This window comes from Streptomyces humicola (assembly GCF_024436035.1).
Classification (GTDB): domain Bacteria; phylum Actinomycetota; class Actinomycetes; order Streptomycetales; family Streptomycetaceae; genus Streptantibioticus_B; species Streptantibioticus_B humicola.
Genome location: NZ_JANFNG010000002.1, coordinates 266,954 through 284,975 on the forward strand (window position 1 = coordinate 266,954; position 18,022 = coordinate 284,975).

The window sequence follows — 18,022 nt, forward strand, 5'->3', positions numbered from 1 at the left end:
CGCAACGTGTCCGAAGAAGTGAGATTCAAGAGCGTCGTCGGCCCCGAGCTGGCCGGGTCGATCGACCTGCCGGAGGGCGAGGTCCGGGGCTGGGGGATCTTCGTCCACGGATTCACGCTCGGCAAGAACTCGCCGGCCGCCTCGCGGGTCAGCAAGCAGTTGGCCCGCGAGGGGATCGGCATGCTGCGCTACGACAACCTCGGGATCGGCGATTCCGACGGCAACTGGGGTGATGGTTCCTTCACCGTCAAGGTCCAGGACAGCGTCCGCGCGGCAAACCTGATGGCAGAGCGGGGGACTCCGGCGGATCTGCTGGTGGGTCACTCATGGGGAGGCGCCGCCGCCATCGCCGCGGCGACCGAGGCGACCGGCGTCCGCGCGGTCGCCACGATCGGGGCGCCCGCCGACCCCAGCCACGTGGAGCACCAGTACGACGCGGTCGTGGACCGTGTGCTCCGCGAGGGGCAGCACGAGTGGTTCGTCGGCGGGCGGACCCTGGTCCTCAAGCGCGCCTTCGTCGAGGACGTCCGCCGTGCCCGTCTGCACGACCGGGTGCGTGAGTTGGACCGGCCGCTGCTCGTGATGCACTCGCCCACCGACGACACTGTCGACATCGCCAACGCCGCGGAGATCTTCCGCGAGGCGCGGCACCCGCGAAGTTTCGTCTCGCTCGAAGGAGCAGACCACCTCCTGACCGCACGAGGGCAGGCGCAGCGAGCCGCCCACATCATCAGCGCCTGGGCCGACCAGTACATCCACGCCTCACGACCCGCAGGAAAGGACGTCTTGGGTACTTGAGAGACCGTTTTCGCCTGATCAGAGCAACTTCACGCACGCCAGTACTGCGCCCTCGCCTCTCGCGTGACAGGCCCGTCCACGACGAGACAAGATCTTAGACTGCATATCTTTGAGCGAAGCAGACTTCGGTGGATGAGACTGGCAAATCGGGCTGCCGCAGGATCTCATCAGCCCCAGGGGCGCAGTGACGCCTCAGAAGTCACACCTCGGCGGTGGAACTATTTTTCAAGTCCTTGCTCTTGCGCAGGCGGAGGTCTATGAGAGGCTCGACGGCCATGGGTGTCACACCCTCCGGTGACGGGCGTCCACCCAAGCGGCCGGTGCTGCTGCCGATCGAGCCGTAGGACTGCACGCCTCCGGCTTGCGCGGACGGCCGTCGGGTGACCGTGGACCGCCCAGTAGACTCTGGACACGTGACCTCCAAGCCCCGCATTCCGAACGTCCTGGCCGGCCGCTACGCCTCGGCCGAGCTCGCCACCATCTGGTCCCCGGAGCAGAAGGTGGTGCTCGAACGCCGCCTGTGGCTCGCCGTGCTGCGGGCGCAGAAGGACCTGGGGATCGAGGTGCCCGAGCAGGCTCTCGCGGACTACGAGCGCGTCCTGGATCAGGTCGACCTCGCCTCGATCGCCGAGCGGGAGAAGGTCACGCGCCACGACGTGAAGGCGCGCATCGAGGAGTTCAACGCCCTCGCCGGTCACGAGCACGTCCACAAGGGCATGACGTCGCGCGATCTGACCGAGAACGTCGAGCAGTTGCAGATCCGGCTCTCGCTCGAACTGGTCCGGGACCGTACGGTGGCCGCGCTCGCCCGGCTCGCGCGGCTCGCCGCCGACAACGCCGAACTGGTGATGGCAGGCCGGTCACACAATGTGGCGGCGCAGTCCACCACGCTCGGCAAGCGGTTCGCAACCGCGGCGGACGAGATGCTGGTGGCGTACGAGCGGGTCGAGGAGCTCATCGCGCGCTACCCGCTGCGCGGCATCAAGGGCCCGGTGGGCACCGCCCAGGACATGCTGGACCTGCTCGGCGGCGACACCGCCAAGCTCGCCGATCTGGAGCGCCGGATCGCGGAGCACCTGGGCTTCGCGCGGGCCTTCACCTCCGTCGGCCAGGTCTATCCGCGCTCGCTCGACTACGACGTCGTCAGCACCCTGGTGCAACTGGCCGCCGCTCCCTCGTCGCTGGCGAAGACAATCCGGCTGATGGCCGGACACGAGCTGGTGACCGAGGGCTTCAAGCCCGGCCAGGTCGGCTCCTCCGCGATGCCGCACAAGATGAACACCCGCTCCTGCGAGCGGGTCAACGGTCTCGCGGTGATCCTGCGCGGCTATGCCTCGATGACGGGTGAGCTCGCCGGGGACCAGTGGAACGAGGGCGACGTGTCGTGCTCGGTCGTGCGTCGCGTCGCGCTCCCTGACGCCTTCTTCGCCCTGGACGGCCTGCTGGAGACGTTCCTGACGGTGCTCGACGAGTTCGGGGCGTTCCCCGCCGTGATCGCCCGCGAGCTCGACCGCTATCTGCCGTTCCTTGCCACCACCAAGGTGCTGATGGCCTCGGTGCGTGCCGGGGTGGGCCGGGAGGTGGCGCACGAGGCCATCAAGCAGCACGCCGTCGCCTCGGCGCTGGCGATGCGCGAGAAGGGTGCCGAGCGCAACGAGCTGCTCGACCGCCTCGCCGACGACGAGCGGATCCCCTTGGACCGGGCGGGACTTGACGCACTGATGGCCGACCGGCTCTCGTTCACGGGCGCGGCCGCCGACCAGGTCGCCGCGGTGGTCCGGCGCGTCGAGGAGGTCGTGGAACGGCACCCGCAGGCGGCCGCGTACACGCCCGGGGCGATTCTGTGAGCCCGGCGCGCACCACGGGCCGCGCATGACGCCGGAAGAGCTGGAGGCCGCCCGCGGCCGTACGGTTCCCGATGTGGTCGCGGACGGTCTGGACGTGCTCTTCTGCGGGATCAATCCCGGGCTGCTCTCGGCCGCTACCGGGCATCACTTCGCCCGTCCCGGCAACCGGTTCTGGCCCGTGCTGCACGCCTGCGGTTTCACTCCGCGTCAGCTGGCTCCGGCGCAGCAGCACGAGCTGCCCGGCTTCGGCCTCGGCATCACCAACGTCGCGGCCCGGGCGACGGCCCGCGCCGACGAGTTGACGGCGGCAGAGCTGCGCGAGGGAGGCGAGCAGCTCGCCGCCACCGTGCTGCGTTACCGGCCGCGCTGGCTTGCGGTGGCGGGCGTCACCGCATACCGCACCGCGTTCGGTGAGCGGCGGGCACGCATAGGGCCGCAGGAGCGGACCATCGGCTCCACACGCATCTGGGCACTGCCCAATCCGAGCGGCCTCAATGCGCACTGGACGCTGCAGACGATGGCCGAGGAGTACGCACGGCTGCGCGCCGCCGCCGGCCATCACTGCTGGTCCGGACCAGGATGACCCCTCGCCGCACCGCCGTGCGCCGGGTACGATCCGGCCACACACGTGCAAAGGCAGGAGGTCGTACGGTGGTGCGGCTCACCGGCGGGGACCCCTCGCTGCTCCGCAGAATCAACTCCGCGGTGGTTCTGCACGCCCTCCGTGAAGCCCGGCCGCTCACCCTCACCGAGCTGGTGCAGACCACAGGCCTGTCCCGGCCCACGGTCGAGGGGGTGATCGAGGGCCTGACGGAGGCAGGTCTCGTCGTCGAGGCGGCCGCCGATCCGGCCGACCCCCGCAGACAGGGCCGTCCGGCGCGGCGCTTCCGCTTCCAGGCCGAAGCGGGCCATCTGCTGGGCATCGAGATCTCTCCGCACCGGGTCCATGTGGTACTCGCCGATCTCGGCGGCAGGGTTCTGGGCCGACACGGTCACGAGCTGGAGGAACAGCAGCCTGCCGACCACCGTCTGGAGCGGGTGCGCGGCACCGTCGCCGAGCTGCTGCGCAGGTCGGGCGTGGCGCGCTCCACCCTGTGGGCGGTCGGCGTGGGCAGCCCCGGCATCGTCGAGTCGGACGGCACCGTCAAGCTCAGCACGGCTCTGCCGGGGTGGACCGGGCTGCCGCTCGGGGAGCGGCTGCGCCGCTCATTCCGCTGTCCGGTCCTGGTCGAGAACGACGCCAATGCGGCCGCGGTCGCCGAGCACTGGTCCGGTGCCGCGGTGGGCAGCGACGACATCGTGTTCGTCATGACCGGGCTGAGCCCCGGCGCCGGATCGCTGATCGGAGGACGGCTGCACCGCGGATTCGGCGGCGCGGCCGGTGAGATCGGGGCCCTGCATCTGCTGGGCCGCGAGGCGACGCCCGAACGGCTGCTGTCCACCACGGGCAGACCGCTCGACCCGCTGGACGAGCGGGCGGTGGCCCGGGTCTTCAAGCTCGCCCGCGACGGCGACCCGCAGGCCCGGGAGGCAGTGGAGCGCTTCGTCACGCGGCTGGTGCACGACGTGGCGGCGCTGGTGCTCGCGCTCGACCCGGAGCTCGTGGTGATCGGCGGATGGGCCAACGGGCTCGACGGAGTGCTGCAGCCGTTGCGCGACGAACTGTCGCGCTACTGCCTGCGCACGCCGAAGGTCACGCTCTCTGCGCTCGGCTCGGAAGCGGTGGCCACCGGGGCACTGCGGCTGGCCCTCGACCACGTCGAGGAACAGCTCTTCGCGGTCGAGCAGCCCCCGGGCACCGGCCCAAGCGCGGGCCCACGACGATAGCGCGTCGCGTGCCCGCGGGCGCCTGCTGTCAGGAGGCCTGGCGCTGCTCTGCGCCGTCGTGGTGAGTGATCTCCATCGACCCGGTGTCGCCGAAGGTCAGGCGGCAGGTGTCGGCCCGGTACGTCGCCACCGCGACCGCGACGACGCGTCCGGCGGCCACGTATCGGGTGGTCACCACCAGAACGGGGGCGCCCGGCAGCCGCTCCAGCTGCTTGGCGTCCTCGGCGCGGGCGGAGCCGAGCTCGACGGCACGGTCCTCGCTCTCCAGGTCGAGTCGGTTCAACTCCCGCAGCACGGCACGGGGATGGGTGGCCGGGGAGAGCGTCTCCGGCAGCCCCGGGACCGAGGTACGCGGTACGTACAGCAGCTCGGTGGCGACGGCCTGGCCGTGCATCATCCGCACCCGGCGGACGGTGTGCACGAGGGTGCCTGCGTCCGCGGCGCTGTCGGGGTCCTCGCCCAGCAACCGGGCGACGGCGGCAGGCGCCGGGGCCTCGACGCAGCCGACCGTGCGCCACGCGTCGCCCGCCGCCCCCGGCCAACTGCCCTGGGCCGGGCCGATGGAGACGCCCATGCGCGGCGGTGCGACCGTGGTGCCGACACCGCGACGGCGCTGCAGACGGCCTTCGAGCTCCAGCTGTTCCAGCGCCTGGCGGAGTGTGGCGCGGGCGACGCCGAAGCGCGCCGCGAGCTCCCGCTCGTTGGGCAGCACCTCGCCCACCGCGAACTCCGAGTCGAGCGCCTCGTTGAGCACGGTCTTCAGATGCCAGTACTTCGGCTCCTGCACCGGCTCGAGATGCGTGGTCCCCACCCTGTCCTCCGCAATCGGCGTGTGCTGCACGGGCCTTGGCCCGCCTCGTGTTTTTCCACCCTTGTTTATTAAGGGTTGTTTCACTACTACGCGACGATAGGGCCGCCCCCCGCCTTGGTCAAGACCAATGCTCCACTGCCTGACGCCCACGGTCGGCCGGATACGATCAGCGTTCACGAGATGTTCGCGAAACGGGAGGTATCAGGCCAGATGAGTCCAGTCACGGTGATCACCGGTGGGAGCCGCGGTATCGGCGCTGCCGTCGCGCTGCGCCTGGCCCAGCGAGGACACCACATCGGCATCGGCTACGAGAAGGCCGCCGACGCCGCGCAGAAGGTTGCAGGCCAGGTGCGGGCGGCCGGAGCCGAGTGCGTCACGGTGCAGGTGGACACCAGCGACGAGGCCCAGGTCGACGCGCTCTTCGACACCGTCGGGCAGCACCTCGGACCGATCACCGGACTGGTCAACAACGCCGGTATAACAGGCCCGTTGGGGCGGTTCACCGAGACGCCCGCCGCCGTGATGCGCCGCGTGATCGACGTGAATCTGATGGGCGTGATCCTGTGCGCGCGCCGCGCCGTGCTGGAGATGTCCACCCGCCACGGCGGTCGGGGCGGTGCGATCGTCAACATCTCCTCCGGCGGCGCCACGCTCGGCGGCCCCGGCGAGTACGTGCACTACGCGGCGAGCAAGGCTGCCGTCGACACGCTCACCCTGGGGCTGTCCAAGGAGCTGGCGGCGGACGGTGTGCGGGTCAACTCCGTACAGCCCGGCATGATCGTCACCGACATCCACGCGGCGATGGGCGACCCCGAGCGGCCGTGGCGCAATCCCGGCCGGGTGCCGATGGGCCGTCCCGGTGAGCCCGAGGAGGTGGCGGGCGCGGTCGAGTGGCTGCTGTCCTCCGACGCCTCGTACACCACCGGCGCCGTCCTGCGGGTGACCGGAGGATTGTGACGCACTGTCACCAACGCGCCGCCGGCGTCGCCGATCAGCCGCGGATCGGCGGCCGGCCGCGTTGACGCGCGTAGGCGAAGAACCGCAGAAGACACATAAAAGGGACCGTAAAACGCACAACCCGTGCACAGGCGACACCCTTTACCCATCCGACACGAAGCGTTCGTGATCACGCAACAGGGGTGCGCAACTCTGGAGCCATGAATGAATCGTCCCGTAATAAGAACCTCCAGGCCCTCCACCCCGGGCACCACTGGCGGCGTGACGCCGTCGAGCTGGCCGCGGTCTTCATTGCGGCCTCCGTCGCCGACCTTCTCTCCAATCTCGTGGCACACGGCCCCGAGGGCCCTGACCTGCTCATCCTCTCCGCCATGGCCCTGCTGGGCGCTGTCGGGTTCCACACGTGGTGGGCACGCCGCCACGGTCACTCGCCGCCCGGCGCGGGTACCGCCGCGGCGGCGGCAGCCACATCGGCCGACCCCGACCCCATGCGGGCCGCGGCGGCCGAAACCACGCTGTGGCGGCTGCGTACGACCGTGCGTGACGCACCTGGCAGCCTGGCCGCCCTGTGCGGAGCGCTCGCCTCAGCCCAGGTGGACATCCTCACCCTCCAGACCCACCCGCTCTCCGACGGCACCGTCGACGAGTTCCTCGTCCGCGCCCCTGCGCCGCTGACGGCGCAGCAGCTCATCCGCGTGGTCGCCTCGGCAGGCGGCCGGGACACCTGGCTGGAGCGGGCCGACGCCCACGACCTGGTGGACACCCCGACGCGAGTGCTCAACCTCGCTGCCCGCACCGCACTTGACGCCGCCGAACTCCCGCTGGCTCTACGTCAGTTGCTGGGCCGGTGCACGATAAGGTCCCGCCCCTGCGCCGACGGTGACCGACTGCCGCCCCCCGAGGGGACGCTGCAGGACACCGTGATGCGGCTGAGGGACCCATCGGGCGGCACAATCACCATCGAGCGACCGTATCTGCCGTTCACCCCCACCGAGTTCGCGCGCGCCCGTGCCCTTGTCGCCCTCGACTCCCGGCTCGGTCCGCGCGTCCCGCGCCGCCGCGACGTTCTGACGCTCCCCGAGGGCAACGAGATCAGCATCCGCCGCGCCGACCCCCGCGATCTGCCCGCCGCCCGCGCCATGCACGACCGCTGCTCACGCGCGACGCTGCTGAGCCGCTACCACGGTCCCGTCGGCGACGCCGACCACTATCTGCGCCATCTGCTCAGCCCCCGGCACGGCCGTACCCTCGCCGTCGAGACCGCCTCCGGCAGGCTGGTCGCGCTCGGCCATCTGCTCTGGGACGGTGACGAGAGCGAGATCGCGCTGCTGGTGGAGGACGACTGGCAGCGCCGCGGCATCGGTGGCGAGCTGATGCGGCGGCTGGTCGGCCTCGCCGACGAGGCGGGCTGCGCCGCCGTCTATGCGGTGACCCGGTCGGTGAACACGGCCATGGTCGCCGCCATGCGCGGACTGGGTCTGCCGCTCGACTACCAGGTCGAAGAGGGCACCCTCGTGATCACAGCGACCCTGCGGGAGCACGCGACCGCCCCGGCGGGCAGCCCGCACGCCGAGCTGGGACGCGAGGCCGCCCGGCAGGGGTGACGACTGATCGCACCGATCCATCCGGCTTTGTGCCGCCCCGCTTCGAGCGGGGCGGCACAAAGTGATCGACGCGGGCCCGGATCCCGTACCAGGATGTCCGCATGCCCGATACAACAGATGCTCCCGACGCCCTCCACACGCCGGAGGGCAAGTCGCTGCCGCGCCGGATCGCCGACGCATACGTCGACGCGCTGGCCGACCTCGACCCCATCACCGGCCAGTACCTCGGCCTCAACCCCGGCGACGACCGTCTGCCCGACTTCTCCCCCGCCGGCCAGGAACGGCATGCCGAGCTGACCCGGCGCACCCTCGCCCAGCTGGACGCCGCCGAGACCGCCGGCCCCGACTCGCCCGCCGTGCGGGACGACGCCGAGCGCCGCTGCGCCCGGCTGCTGCGCGAGCGGCTCACCGCCTGGCTCGCCGTGCACGAGGCCGGTGAGGGCCTGCGGCGCGTGAGCAACCTCTTCTCGCCCGTCCACGAGGTCCGCGATGTCTTCACTCTGATGCCGACCGCGGCGGACGCGGACTGGAAGGCGATCGCGGGGCGGCTGCGCAATGTGCCCGAGGCGCTCGCCGGGTACCGTGACTCGCTCGCGACAGGTCTGGAGCGCGGGCTGCCCGCAGGCCCGCGTCAGGTCACCACCGTCATCGGGCAGCTGAGCGAATGGCTCGGCGGAGAGCGCAGCTGGTTCGCCGAGTTCGTCTCGGCCGGGCCCGAGGCGCGCCGCGACGAGCTCGACAGTGCCGCCGCATTCGCCACCGGGGCCATCGCCGAGCTGCGGGACTGGCTGCGCGACCACTACGCCCCCGCCGTCGAAGGCGCCCCCGACGCGGTGGGCCGCGAACGGTACGCACGCTGGGCTCGCCAGTGGAACGGCACCGATCTGGATCTGGACGAGGCCTACGCCTGGGGCTGGCAGGAGTTCCGGCGCATCGACGCCGAGATGCGCGCCGAGGCCGAGAAGGTACTGCCCGGCTCGACCCCGCAGCAGGCGCTGGCGCATCTGGAGGAGGCCGGCGAGGCGGTCGAGGGGGTCGACGCGGTACGCGAGTGGCTCCAGGGCCTGATGGACGAGGCGATCGAGGCGCTCGACGGCACCCACTTCGACCTGGCGGAGCCGGTACGCCGCGTCGAGGCGATGATCGCACCCACGGGCAGCGCGGCTGCGCCGTACTACACCGCCCCCGCCCTGGACTTCTCCCGGCCCGGCCGCACCTGGCTGCCGACGCTCGGCCGTGACCGCTTCCCCGTCTACGACCTGGTCAGCACCTGGTACCACGAGGGTGTGCCGGGCCACCATCTGCAGCTCGCCCAGTGGGTGCACGTCTCCGACACGCTGTCGCGCTACCAGGCGACGGTCGGCTCGGTGAGCGCCAACGTCGAGGGCTGGGCGCTGTATGCCGAGCGGCTCATGGACGAGTTGGGATTCCTCACCGACCCGGGCAGGCGGCTGGGCTACCTGGACGCGCAGATGATGCGTGCGGTCCGCGTCATCATCGACATCGGCATGCACCTGCAGCTGCTGATCCCGCAGGATTCCTCCTTCCACCCGGGCGAGGTGTGGACGCCCGAGCTGGCCAGGGAGTTCTTCGGCCTGCACAGCGGACGCCCCGCCGACTTCCTCGACAGCGAGCTCGTGCGCTACCTGGGCATGCCCGGCCAGGCGATCGGCTACAAGCTCGGCGAACGTGCCTGGCTGAAGGGCCGCGACGCCGCACGGCGCGCGCACGGCGATGCCTTCGACCTCAAGGCGTGGCACATGGCCGCCCTCTCCCAGGGCGCGCTCGGCCTCGACGACCTGGTGGACGAGTTGTCCCACCTGTGATGGCGCAAGGGGCTCAACGGGTCGGCCACGGCACCGTCGTGCGGTGCCTCACGGTCGACCCGTCGCGCTCCTTGACCACCTGCAGCTGGGCGGGGACGCGGTGCCGCAGATCGGCGACGTGGCTGACGATGCCCACCGCCCTGTCGCGTTCGCGCAGTTGGTCGAGGACGTCGAGGACCTCGTCGAGGGTCTGGTCGTCGAGACTGCCGAACCCTTCGTCGATGAACAGGGTGTCCAGGCGGACGCCGCCCGCCTCGTCGGTGACGACGTCGGCGAGGCCCAGCGCGAGGGCGAGCGAGGCGAAGAAGGTCTCACCGCCGGAGAGCGTCGCGGTGTCGCGGGCAGTGCCCGTCCAGGCGTCGACGACCTGCAGCCCCAGTCCGGAGCGGCCGCGGCCGCCGGCGCGGGCGTCGGTGTGGGCGAGGGTGTAACGGCCCGAGGACATGCGGTGCAGGCGGATGCTCGCGGCGGCCGCGACCTGTTCGAGGCGGGCGGCGAGCACGTACGACTCCAGCCGCATCCGCAGCTGGTTGTCGGAGGAGGTGCCGGCGGCGAGGTACGACAGCTGCCGCATCCGGGCGTGTTCCTCGCGCAGCGGCGCGAGCTCGGCGGTGCGGCGTGCGGCCTCGGCGGAGAGCCGGTCCAGCTGTGCGCGCCGGCCACGGGCGGCGGAGTCCGCGGCGGAGGCACGGGTGAGCAGGCGGGTGGCGGCGTCGAGCTCCGCGCGGCGCGCGTCCGGTGCGGCGGGCGGCGCTGCGGCGGCCGCGCGCGCCTGTTCATCGGCGAGTTCGGCGGCGACGGCCGACTGCTCGGCGCGCTGGCGCTCGATGCGTTCGCGCAGCTCCTGCCGCGTGTCCTCGTCCAGCATCGCGTCGGCCGCCTCGCGCGGTGTGGCGAACCCTTCGCGCCGCGCCGTCTCGGCGAGCCGCGCCTCTGCTTGCGCGAGGCGCTGTGCTGTGGCCGTCGCGGCGCGTGCCGCGTCGGCGGCCTCGGCGAGGAGCCGGGCCTGCTGTTCCACCTCGGCCACGTCGGTTGCGCCGTCCGGCAGTACCTCAGCCATGTCGGCGCTCAGGGAGGCGAGTTCGCGCTCCAGCGCGTCTCGGCGCGCGGCGCGTGCAGCGGCGCGCGAGCGCACGCGCTGCTGTTCGTCGAGGCGCGCGGCGTGCTCGCGCTCGGCGTGCTCCAACTGCTCGCGCGCCGCAGGCAGGTCGTCCGCCTCGTCGCGTACGGCGGCGTGGACCCGCCGCGCGTCGTCGAGTTCGACGACGAGTGCGTCGGTGTCGCGGTCACCGGCCGCGGCGCGGGCCGCGGCTAGCCGCTCCCGTACGGTGTGCAGCTGCGCGTCGGCCCGTTCGCGGGTCGCTTCCGCCGCCCGGTGAGCGGCGTGCGCCGCCTCCTCAGCCGTACGGTCGACATGCCCGGCGCCGGGCAGCGCCGGTGCCGGGTGGTCGGTCGAGCCGCAGACCGCACAGGGGCCGCCTTCCTTCAACTCCGCCGCGAGTTCAGCGGCGATGCCGCGCAGCCGGCGCTCCTTCAGCTCCAGCCAGCGCTCGTGGGCGATGGCGGCCGCCTCCCTGGAGTGCAGCAGTCGCCGGGCGGCGGCGCGTTCCTCGTCGGCGAGGGTGTCGCGCAGGCGCGCCGCCTCGAGCCGCTCACGCGTCACCTCCAGTGCCGCGGCGAGCTGCTCGGTGCGGGTCGCGGCCCGGTGCGCGGCGTCGATGCGCCGCTGGTGTGCGGCGCGCACGGCCTCCCACTCCGCCTGCCGGGCCGCCGTCCCCCGCCCGGCGGCCTCGTCCGCGGCCGCCTCCCGGCCGAGCGCGTCACGTTCCCGCACCAGTTCGGCGGCGCGTTGCTCGGCCCGGCGGGCGGCGGCGAGACGGCCGAGGTCCCGGCCTGCGCGGCGGGCCTCTTCGGCGAGCACCTCGGCGTCGGCGCCGGACCAGCGGTCGGGCAGCCGTTCGCGTGCGGCGTGTTCGGCGGCGCGCGCCGCGTCGTGATCGCGCAGTGCGGCATCGCGCACGGCCAGGGCGGGGGCCACCAGATCGGCGGCGCGAGCCCGTTCCAGTGCGTGCTGGGCCTCGCGGTGAGCCTGCTGGTGCGCGTCGAGTGCGGCGGCGCGGGCGACGGCGGCGGCGTACCGCCGTTGCAGGCGGTCGGTCTCGACGGCCTGTTCCAGGGCGCGTTCGGCGGCGCGGTGACCGGCCTCGGCGGTGGCGAGGGCCAGTCGCGTGATGTCCGCCTGCTCACGGGCGTCCGCGCGGGCCACGGCGGCCCATTCCAGGATCCGCTCGGCGAGGCCGGGATCGCCGGGCGCGATCTGCGGCAGCGGTTGGCCGTCCTCGGTAGCGCCTGCAGCCTGCTGCATGCGGTGGGCGAGCGCGATCAGGTGTTCGTCGTGGCCGCGCACCCGCATCTCGCCGAGCCTGCGCTGCTCGGCGAGCCATTCCTCGGCCGCGGCGAACCGGCCGGTGTCGAAGAGTCTGCCGAGCAGCACCGCCCGTTCGCCCGCATCGGCGCGCAGGAAGCGTGCGAAGTCGCCCTGCGGGAGCAGGACCACCTGGCAGAACTGCTCGCGGTTCATGCCGAGCAGCTGGGTGACCTCCTCGCCGATCTCCTGGTGCGAACGGCTCAGTCCCTTCCAGCCCCCGCTGTCCGCCCGGTACTCGCTCATGGCGGCGAAGGCTTTCTCCACCGTCGTGCCGGTGCCGCGTCTCTTCGGCCGGGGCTGCTCGGGGCGCCGGGTCAGCCGCAACCGCCGTCCGCCCGCGGTGAGTTCGAGCTCCACCTCGGTGGGGGTGTGCGGATCGGCGTGGTCGCTGCGCAGCCGCATGCCCTGGCGGGCGCCGGGCACGCCGCCGTAGAGCGCGTAGCAGACGGCGTCGAGCACGGAGCTCTTCCCGGCGCCGGTCGGCCCGTGCAGCAGGAACAGCCCGGCTGCGGACAGTTCGTCGAAGTCGACGGTCGCGGTGCCGGGGAAGGGTCCGAAGGCGGTGACGGTCATCCGGTGCAGGCGCATCAGACCGCCTCGGTACGCGGATCGCGCAGGCGTGCGGCGTCCAGTGCGTCGCGCAGCACGGAGCGCTCCCGCTCGTCCGGGCCGCGGTCGCGCACATGGGTGACGAAGTCGTCGGCGATCTGCTGGTCCGTGCGGCCGCGCAGCCGCTGCGCGTACGACACCAGCGGGTCGTCGGGCGCGTCCTGGGGGTCGAAGGCAAGGGCGAGGATGTGCGGGAAGCGCTTGGCCAAGCGGGCCATCGGATCGTGCGGGCGGTGGGCGTCGGTGAGGGTCGCCTCGACCCAGGCGTCCTGGCTCGACGCGTACGCGGGGGCGGTGAGCAGCTCGTCGAGGGTGCCCCGGATGCGGGCGAGTGGCCGCTGCACCGGGCAGTCGACGCGCTCGGCGGTGACGCCGCCGTCCTCGCCGAGGTCGACCAGCCACATGCTCTTGTGGTGGCCGGCCTCGGAGAAGGAGTAGGCGAGCGGGGAGCCCGAGTAGCGGACCCGCTCGGTGATGGTCTGGCAGCCGTGCAGGTGCCCGAGGGCGACGTAGTCGACGCCGTCGAAGATCCCGGCCGGCACGGAGGCGACACCGCCGGCCGTGATGTCGCGTTCGCTGTCGCACTCCTCGCCGCCGGTGACGAAGGCGTGGGCGAGGACGACGGAGCGGGTGCCGGGTGCACGGGCGGCGAGGTCGGCGCGGACGCGGTCCATGGCCGCCCCGAGCACGGCCGCGTGATCCGCGCGGTCGACACCGAACTCGTCCCGTACCAGGGCCGGTTCCAGATAGGGCAGGCCGTAGACCGCGACGTTCCCGTGCGGGCCGGAGAGGACGACCGGCGCGCCGCAGCCCGCGGGGTCGGTGCGCAGGTGGATGCCGGAGCGCTCCATCAGCCGTGCGCCGACGCCGAGTCGGCGGGCCGAGTCATGGTTGCCGGAGATCATGACCGTGGGGACGCCGAGCGTCGCCAGCCGGTGCAGGGCGTCGTCGAAGAGCGCGATGGCCGGCAGCGGCGGCACCGCGCGATCGTAGAGGTCACCGGCGACCAGCACCGCGTCGACGTGCTCACCGCGCACCACCTCGACGAGGTGGTCGATGAACGCCTCTTGCGCGGACAGCAGGCTCACCCGGTGGAACGAGCGTCCCAGGTGCCAGTCCGACGTGTGCAGCAACCGCATGATCCCCGAGCGTATCGGCAGGGTCCGACAGGCTCGGCGGCAACCGGTGAACCGGGCGCCCCTCGGCGGTCATGCCGTCCCGTACGCCTCGCCGGCGAGTTCGAGCACCGCGGTGCCGGCGCTGGTGTCGGCGAGCCATGCGCGGAAGGCGTCGAGCTCCTGCTCGGGCAGCGCCACCTCGAAGGTGACGGCCTCGGCATACCGGACATCGCGCACGACGCACCCGGTGGAGCGCAGGTCGTTCTCCAGCTTCCCCGCCCGCTGGTGGTCGACGGTGACTGTGGCAAGCCGGAACCGCTGTCGGGTGACGGTGCCCAACGCGTCGAGCGCCTCGCCGACGGCGCCGCCGTAAGCCCGGATGAGCCCGCCCGCGCCCAACTTGACCCCGCCGAAGTAGCGGGTGACGACGGCCACGACGTACCGCACCTCGCGCCGCAGCAGCATCTGCAGCATGGGCACGCCTGCGGTGCCGCCGGGCTCGCCGTCGTCGATCGCCTTCTGGATCGCGCCGTCGGCGCCGATGACATACGCGAAGCAGTTGTGCGTGGCGGACGGGTGCTCCTTGCGGATGCGCGCGATGAACTCCTGGGCCTCCTGCTCCGTCGCGGCCGGTGCGAGCGCGCAGATGAAACGGGACTTGTTGATCTCGATCTCGTGCACGCCTTCGCGCGCGACCGTCCGGTACTGCTCCTGCATTCCCTCACCCTATGCGGGCCCTTCGGTCCCTCCGCCAGAGCCGCACCGGGGACGGTCGGCCCACCACGGTGAGGCCGGGTGGCCCTGTGCCGGGTGGCTCGCGTGACCGACGCTGACTCCACGCTGATCGGCAAGGATCCGCACGGAGGTCGCCATGCCGGATCACACCGGTGCCGCAACGGGCAGCCGGCCGTCCCCGCTCCACCGCAGCGACACGGGTGAGCGACCGTCGGCGCCGCTCGTCGTGTCCTGCGTCCAGTGGGAGGGATGGTCGGTCGCCTCTGTGGAGGGCGAACTCGACCTGGCGACCGGCCCCGTGCTCCGCGCCCACCTCGACGAGCGGCTCACCGTTCGTGACGGGCGCGTGAGGATCATCGTCGACCTGACGCACGTCACGTTCTGCGACCCGGCGGGACTCGGTGTGCTCGTCGGCGCCCACAGGAGAGCACGCCAGCAGGGGCACATGCTGCGGCTGGTCTGCCCGCAGGGGCGTGTGCTGCGGTTCCTCAGACTCACGCGGGTTCACCCACGATCTGCCGGTCCACGGGACGCTGGATCGCGCACTCAGGGCGGACGGCTGAGACGGTTGAGCCGCCCGCGGGGCGAGACTTCGAGTTCGAAGCGGGCGTCGGGATCAATGAGCGCCACAGCGAAGAGCCGCTGCACGCGGCGGAGTCGCCTGCGTGCCGTCTGCGGATGGATGCCGAGGCCTGCGGCGACCTCGGGGGCGCTGCCGCGATTGGTCTGCAGCCAGGCGAGGAGGGTCAGCTCCGGCCGCTCGCCCCGCTTCGGGGTGAGTGCGGACGGCGGCCGCAGGCGCGGCATGGCGCGTACCGGCGACCGGCGGCTCTGGGGCCGATCCTACGGTTGCCGGTCCCGGGAATCTCCGGGACCCGGCGCCGGTTGCCGTGCACGAGTGTCGTTCCCATCCACCCCATCCACAGGAGGCAGGCGTGTACGGCGACCCGGCGACGATCCGCAAGATCCTCACAGAGGTCGGTGACACCTGGGCGATCGTCGGGCTGTCCGGCAACCGGCGGCGCGCGGCGTACGGGGTCGCGGAGGTGCTGCAGCGCCACGGCAAGCGGATCGTGCCCGTGCACCCGAAGGCCGAGACGGTCCACGGCGAGAAGGGTTATCCGTCGCTGTCCACCATCCCGTTCGACGTCGACGTCGTGGACGTCTTCGTCAACAGCGATCTCGCCGGTGAGGTCGCCGACGAGGCCGTGGCCATCGGCGCCAGGGCCGTCTGGTTCCAGCTCGGAGTCGTCGACGAGGCGGCGCACGAGCGGGTGCGCGCCGCGGGGCTGGAGATGGTGATGGACCGCTGTCCCGCGATCGAACTCAACTCCTTGAGCCAGCGGGCTCGGCGCGCGTGACAAGTACCCAACTCGTCGTCCCGGCCTATGGATCGGGGCTCGTCACGCCCGGCCGTTCCTGACGCGGAGTGCGGCAGGACGGCTCGGTAGTGGGGCGAACGGCGCCCGTTGTAAGGTGACGCTGCAATTTCAGGGCCCTGTGCCGGCACGACTACGAACGGGGAGCGGAGCGGTGTCTGCGGCACGCCCCGAAGGGGAGCCGAACGGCCGGTTGCTGGCCGGGCGCTACCGGGTGATCGAACAGCTTGGCCGCGGCGGCATGGGCATGGTGTGCAGAGCCGTCGATGAAGTCCTTGGCCGTGAAGTCGCCGTCAAGGAGCTTCGCACCTTCTCGGACGCATCGAGTGCCGAGCTGGCGGATCTGCGGCTGCGGATGCAGCGTGAGGCGAGGGCCGCGGCGCGGATCCGGCACTCGGGCGTGATCTCCGTGTACGACGTCGCCGAGGAGGACGGCCGCCCGATCATCGTGATGGAGCTCGTCGACGGCCCGTCTCTCGATGACGTGGTTCAGGAGAGGGGAGTCCTCGATCCACGGGAGGCTGCCGCCATCGGTGCGGAGGTGGCGGACGCACTCGGTGCGGCTCATCGCGTCGGTGTGCTCCACCGCGATGTCAAACCGGGAAACATCCTGCTCGAACGCGGTGGCCGAGTGGTCCTCACCGATTTCGGCATCGCGACGATGGACGACCCCGGCGACGGTACGACCTCGAATCTGACGCAGAGCGGCCAGCTCGTCGGCTCATTGGACTTCCTCGCGCCCGAACGCGCCCAGGGGCAGCAGCCCGGACCGGCCTCGGACATCTGGTCGCTCGGGGCGACCCTCTACGCGGCTGTCGAGGGGACGTCACCGTTCCGCCGGACCTCGGCCTGGTCCACCATGACCGCGATCGTCACCGAGCCGCTGCCCGAACCGCGCCGGGCGGGTCCGTTGACCCCCGTGCTGCGGGAGTTGATGGACAAGGACGCGCAGACGCGGCCCGATGCTCAGCGGGCACGGCAGTTGCTGGCAGCGGTCGCGCAGGGCACGTCTGCGCCGCCGGCCACGCCGGACACGGCGGCCACGGACCTGCACACCGCAATGCTGAGGCCGCGCGGTGAGCAGCCGCACTCCCCTGTGCCGCCGCAGTCACCACGGACCTCGCCCACCGACGCCGACGCCGGCCAAGAGCGAGCCACGCGTCCGGATCTCGGCTGGCGCCCACCGGCCGCCGCCGGCGCCGGCTCCCCGCGCCCGCCCGTCATACCGGAGCAGGCTCCGGGAAGCGCCCGCCGGCGCCGCAGACTCGCCGTCGCGGCTGCCACCACCGCCGTCGTGCTGGCGGGCGCCGGGGTGACGTGGGCGATGGCCGGCCACTCCGGTTCCAGCGGCTCGGGACGCAACGAGGCGCAGCCGACCGTCTCCGGCGTCAATCTCCCTGTGGAAGCGGGCAGTGGCCAGTCCCCCGCCCCCTCGCGGTCGACAGCGCACACGGCCCCTCGGGCGAGTGCATCGCGGTCCGGCCGCCCAGCGCCGGGCGACCGCAGCCAGGCGTCTGCGGGTGGTGCCGCCGGTGGATCGAACGGTGGCCGCAACGGCGGGGGTGGCTCCTCCGGACCGGGTGGTTCGAGCGGCGGGAACAGCGGTACCGGCGGGTCCGCCCCCACGCCGTCCCCGAAGCCGACGGCGAACCCCGAGCCCTGGAAATCCTGCAACTACTACTCCGGGACCCAACTCACCCAGTACGGCGACACAGGAGAACGGGTCGTCGAAGTCCAGTGCATCCTCCAGGCTCGCGGCTACAGCGTCGGGTCCAGCGGTGTCGACGGGAATTTCGGCCCGGACACCCGGACCGCCGTCGAGCGCTTCCAGAGCGACCACCACCTCACCGTCGACGGCCAGGTGGGCGTGAACACCTGGGCCGCGCTGCGAGCGTGAGGCGGGCGCTGTCCGTGCGCAGCCAGACCGCGGTATCGGGCGGCTGCCGGCCCGAGGGCAGCAGCGCACGGAGCAGCACCGCGTCATGGGCGGGCAGTCCGACCGGGACCGTGGGGAGATTGACGCCGCAGCAGAAGTCCGCACCGCGGGCGAAGTCGAGTACGCCGGTGGGGCGCCTTCCAGCCA

The 18,022-nt window shown here is 72.4% G+C and carries 14 protein-coding genes and 1 pseudogene; 10 read left to right on the forward strand and 5 right to left on the reverse strand.

Annotation, left to right across the window (positions count from 1 at the left end):
* Window positions 1-6: 6 nt before the first annotated feature.
* The 4 genes from NGB36_RS04695 (at window position 7) to NGB36_RS04710 (ending at window position 4,472) form a co-directional block, all read left to right on the forward strand.
* Entirely contained in the window at window positions 7-798 is a 792-nt protein-coding gene (locus tag NGB36_RS04695) for an alpha/beta hydrolase family protein (protein WP_255918760.1), read from the forward strand.
* A gap of 413 nt (window positions 799-1,211) precedes the next feature.
* A complete protein-coding gene (purB, locus tag NGB36_RS04700) occupies window positions 1,212-2,645 on the forward strand; it encodes an adenylosuccinate lyase (protein WP_255918761.1) in 1,434 nt (477 codons plus the stop codon).
* Window positions 2,646-2,670: 25 nt separating this feature from the next.
* On the forward strand, window positions 2,671-3,228 hold the full coding sequence (gene mug / locus NGB36_RS04705) for a G/U mismatch-specific DNA glycosylase (protein WP_255918762.1): 558 nt from the start codon (window positions 2,671-2,673) through the stop codon (window positions 3,226-3,228).
* A gap of 68 nt (window positions 3,229-3,296) precedes the next feature.
* Window positions 3,297-4,472 (forward strand): ROK family transcriptional regulator, encoded by a 1,176-nt coding sequence (locus tag NGB36_RS04710; protein WP_255918763.1) that lies wholly within the window; start codon window positions 3,297-3,299, stop codon window positions 4,470-4,472.
* 28 nt (window positions 4,473-4,500) lie between these two features.
* Here NGB36_RS04710 and NGB36_RS04715 read toward each other — a convergent pair whose 3' ends face one another.
* Window positions 4,501-5,283 carry a GntR family transcriptional regulator gene (locus NGB36_RS04715; protein ID WP_255918764.1) on the reverse strand — a complete coding sequence of 261 codons (783 nt, stop codon included), beginning with the start codon at window positions 5,281-5,283 and terminating at the stop codon, window positions 4,501-4,503.
* Window positions 5,284-5,493: 210 nt separating this feature from the next.
* Here NGB36_RS04715 and NGB36_RS04720 point away from each other — a divergent pair, with 210 nt between their 5' ends.
* From NGB36_RS04720 to NGB36_RS04730, 3 genes are all read left to right on the forward strand, one after another.
* Entirely contained in the window at window positions 5,494-6,240 is a 747-nt protein-coding gene (locus NGB36_RS04720; RefSeq protein WP_255918765.1) for an SDR family oxidoreductase, read from the forward strand.
* A gap of 200 nt (window positions 6,241-6,440) precedes the next feature.
* Window positions 6,441-7,844 (forward strand): GNAT family N-acetyltransferase, encoded by a 1,404-nt coding sequence (locus NGB36_RS04725; RefSeq protein WP_255918766.1) that lies wholly within the window; start codon window positions 6,441-6,443, stop codon window positions 7,842-7,844.
* A gap of 101 nt (window positions 7,845-7,945) precedes the next feature.
* Window positions 7,946-9,670: a DUF885 domain-containing protein gene (locus NGB36_RS04730; protein ID WP_255918767.1), complete on the forward strand. Its 1,725-nt coding sequence runs from the start codon at window positions 7,946-7,948 to the stop codon at window positions 9,668-9,670.
* 13 nt (window positions 9,671-9,683) lie between these two features.
* On the opposite strand, the gene NGB36_RS04735 is transcribed toward NGB36_RS04730, so the two are convergent.
* From NGB36_RS04735 to NGB36_RS04745, 3 genes are all read right to left on the reverse strand, one after another.
* Entirely contained in the window at window positions 9,684-12,686 is a 3,003-nt protein-coding gene (locus NGB36_RS04735) for an AAA family ATPase (protein ID WP_255918768.1), read from the reverse strand.
* Window positions 12,686-13,846 (reverse strand): exonuclease SbcCD subunit D, encoded by a 1,161-nt coding sequence (locus tag NGB36_RS04740; RefSeq protein ID WP_255918769.1) that lies wholly within the window; start codon window positions 13,844-13,846, stop codon window positions 12,686-12,688. Before NGB36_RS04740 ends, NGB36_RS04735 begins: the two co-directional genes overlap by 1 nt.
* Before the next feature lie 69 nt (window positions 13,847-13,915).
* Entirely contained in the window at window positions 13,916-14,542 is a 627-nt protein-coding gene (locus tag NGB36_RS04745) for a YigZ family protein (RefSeq protein ID WP_255918770.1), read from the reverse strand.
* A gap of 154 nt (window positions 14,543-14,696) precedes the next feature.
* On the opposite strand from NGB36_RS04745, the pseudogene NGB36_RS33680 reads away from it, so the two are divergent.
* Window positions 14,697-15,056: pseudogene (locus NGB36_RS33680) on the forward strand (STAS domain-containing protein); the annotation flags it as partial.
* 50 nt (window positions 15,057-15,106) lie between these two features.
* Here the strand turns inward: NGB36_RS33680 and NGB36_RS04750 are convergent.
* Window positions 15,107-15,367, reverse strand: coding sequence for a helix-turn-helix domain-containing protein (locus tag NGB36_RS04750; RefSeq protein WP_255918771.1), 261 nt, complete (start codon window positions 15,365-15,367; stop codon window positions 15,107-15,109).
* Between the two features lie 128 nt (window positions 15,368-15,495).
* On the opposite strand from NGB36_RS04750, the gene NGB36_RS04755 reads away from it, so the two are divergent.
* Window positions 15,496-15,921, forward strand: coding sequence for a CoA-binding protein (locus NGB36_RS04755; RefSeq protein ID WP_255918772.1), 426 nt, complete (start codon window positions 15,496-15,498; stop codon window positions 15,919-15,921).
* 259 nt (window positions 15,922-16,180) lie between these two features.
* Window positions 16,181-17,836 carry a protein kinase domain-containing protein gene (locus NGB36_RS04760; RefSeq protein WP_372509378.1) on the forward strand — a complete coding sequence of 552 codons (1,656 nt, stop codon included), beginning with the start codon at window positions 16,181-16,183 and terminating at the stop codon, window positions 17,834-17,836.
* Window positions 17,837-18,022: the final 186 nt, after the last annotated feature.

Excerpts from the sequence above, each read along its gene's own strand:
- mug (WP_255918762.1), top strand. The coding sequence starts at position 2,671 with ATGACGCCGGAAGAGCTGGAGGCCGCCCGCGGCCGTACGGTTCCCGAT.
- NGB36_RS04720 (WP_255918765.1), top strand. The coding sequence starts at position 5,494 with ATGAGTCCAGTCACGGTGATCACCGGTGGGAGCCGCGGTATCGGCGCT.
- NGB36_RS04725 (WP_255918766.1), top strand. The coding sequence starts at position 6,441 with ATGAATGAATCGTCCCGTAATAAGAACCTCCAGGCCCTCCACCCCGGG.
- NGB36_RS04730 (WP_255918767.1), top strand. The coding sequence starts at position 7,946 with ATGCCCGATACAACAGATGCTCCCGACGCCCTCCACACGCCGGAGGGC.
- NGB36_RS04735 (WP_255918768.1), bottom strand. The coding sequence starts at position 12,686 with ATGCGCCTGCACCGGATGACCGTCACCGCCTTCGGACCCTTCCCCGGC.
- NGB36_RS04740 (WP_255918769.1), bottom strand. The coding sequence starts at position 13,846 with ATGCGGTTGCTGCACACGTCGGACTGGCACCTGGGACGCTCGTTCCAC.
- NGB36_RS04745 (WP_255918770.1), bottom strand. The coding sequence starts at position 14,542 with ATGCAGGAGCAGTACCGGACGGTCGCGCGCGAAGGCGTGCACGAGATC.
- NGB36_RS04750 (WP_255918771.1), bottom strand. The coding sequence starts at position 15,367 with ATGCCGCGCCTGCGGCCGCCGTCCGCACTCACCCCGAAGCGGGGCGAG.
- NGB36_RS04760 (WP_372509378.1), top strand. The coding sequence starts at position 16,181 with ATGGGCATGGTGTGCAGAGCCGTCGATGAAGTCCTTGGCCGTGAAGTC.